The sequence below is a fragment of the Paracoccus haeundaensis genome, from assembly GCF_006239215.1.
GTDB lineage: Bacteria > Pseudomonadota > Alphaproteobacteria > Rhodobacterales > Rhodobacteraceae > Paracoccus > Paracoccus marcusii.
Genome location: NZ_VDDC01000019.1, coordinates 1 through 1,370, shown reverse-complemented (window position 1 = coordinate 1,370; position 1,370 = coordinate 1). Strand labels below are relative to the sequence as shown.

Genomic DNA, 1,370 nt, shown 5'->3' with positions numbered 1-1,370 from the left:
CGACCACGACCACGACCACGACCACGACCACGACCACGACCACGACCACGACCACGACCACGGGGACCATGCGGGGCATGATCATGTCCATGCCGGCACCGATCCCCATGCCTGGCTGAACCCCGCCAACGCGGCGCCTTGGCTTGACGCCATCGTCGCGACGCTGTCCGAGCAGGACCCCCAGAACGCCGCCACCTATCGCGCCAACGCGGATGCGGCGGCCGAACGCATCGCTGCCCTGGACGACACGTTGCGCGAACGCCTTGCCCCGCATGCGCAGGACCGGTTCGTCGTGTTCCACGACGCCTATGGCCACTTCACCGATCACTTTGGCCTGCAGCCTGCGATCGCCGTGTCGCTTGGGGACGCCTCGACCCCGTCCGCGGCGCGCATCGACCAGATCCGCACCCAGATCGCCGAGTCCGGGGCCGTCTGCGCCTTTCCGGAATACGCCCATGATGCCGGCCTGATCACCACCGTGACCGAGGGCAGCGACATCCGCACCGGCGGCGAACTGAGCCCCGAGGGCGGCACGCTGTCCCCCGGCGCGGGCCAGTACGAGGTTCTGTTGACTCAGATGGCAGACACCATCGTCGATTGCCTTGCCGATCAGTGATCGCCCGTCCGGGCCGCCTTCGCGGCGGTCCGGACCACCTGTCAGCGGGTCGAAATCTGATCGTGAAGAATCCTGACTATTTTACTTTGACAAACCTGAACGAATTTGTCAGCATTGGGGCATCATCACTGTCCCAGCATGAGGCTGACCATGACCGCAACGCGCCCCGCCGATTTCACCCGTCCCGGCACCGCCATTCTGGCCCGGATGCCGCAGCATGACGCCACCGCCCTCACGCAGGGCGGAAACCAGGCGCTGATCGTCCTGGACGAGCAGGTCTATCAGCTGCGGATCACCCGTGCGGGCAAGCTGATCCTGACGAAATAGTCGATCGACCTTGGCAAAAGGGCCGCCCTCCCGGGCGGCCCTTTCGTCATGCGTGCTGTCGCCTGTCAGCCGCGGGGCTTGCCGCCGGGGCGGCCACCACCCTGCGGGCGATCTCCGCGCGCAGCGCCGAACGGCTTGGCCGCACCCGGCCGCGGCTTGCCCTGAAACTTGCCGCCCGCATCACCACGCGGACCGCCGAACGGCTTGCGACCCTCGGCCCCTTCGCCACGCGGTGCGCCATAGGGTTTGCGGTCGCCATCGGCACGGGGTTTGCCGAAGGACTTGCCCTCCGGGCGCGGACCGCCGAACGGCTTGCGGCCCTCGGCCCCTTCGCCACGCGGCGCGCCATAGGGCTTGCGGTCACCATCGGCGCGGGGCTTGCCGAAAGGCTTCCCCTCCGGACGCGGACCGCCGAACGGCTTGCGGC

Annotated in this window: 2 protein-coding genes and 1 pseudogene; 2 read left to right on the top strand and 1 reads right to left on the bottom strand. The window is 68.3% G+C overall.

The features are described from left to right. On the top strand, positions 1-616 hold a 616-nt coding region (locus tag FHD67_RS11810; RefSeq protein ID WP_176695111.1), incomplete at its 5' end, for a metal ABC transporter solute-binding protein, Zn/Mn family. A 150-nt stretch (positions 617-766) separates the two neighbouring features. After that, positions 767-943, top strand: coding sequence for a hemin uptake protein HemP (gene hemP / locus FHD67_RS11805; RefSeq protein ID WP_064503568.1), 177 nt, complete (start codon positions 767-769; stop codon positions 941-943). A 65-nt stretch (positions 944-1,008) separates the two neighbouring features. On the opposite strand, the pseudogene FHD67_RS20440 reads toward hemP, so the two are convergent. Next, a pseudogene (locus FHD67_RS20440) lies at positions 1,009-1,370 on the bottom strand (hypothetical protein); the annotation flags it as partial.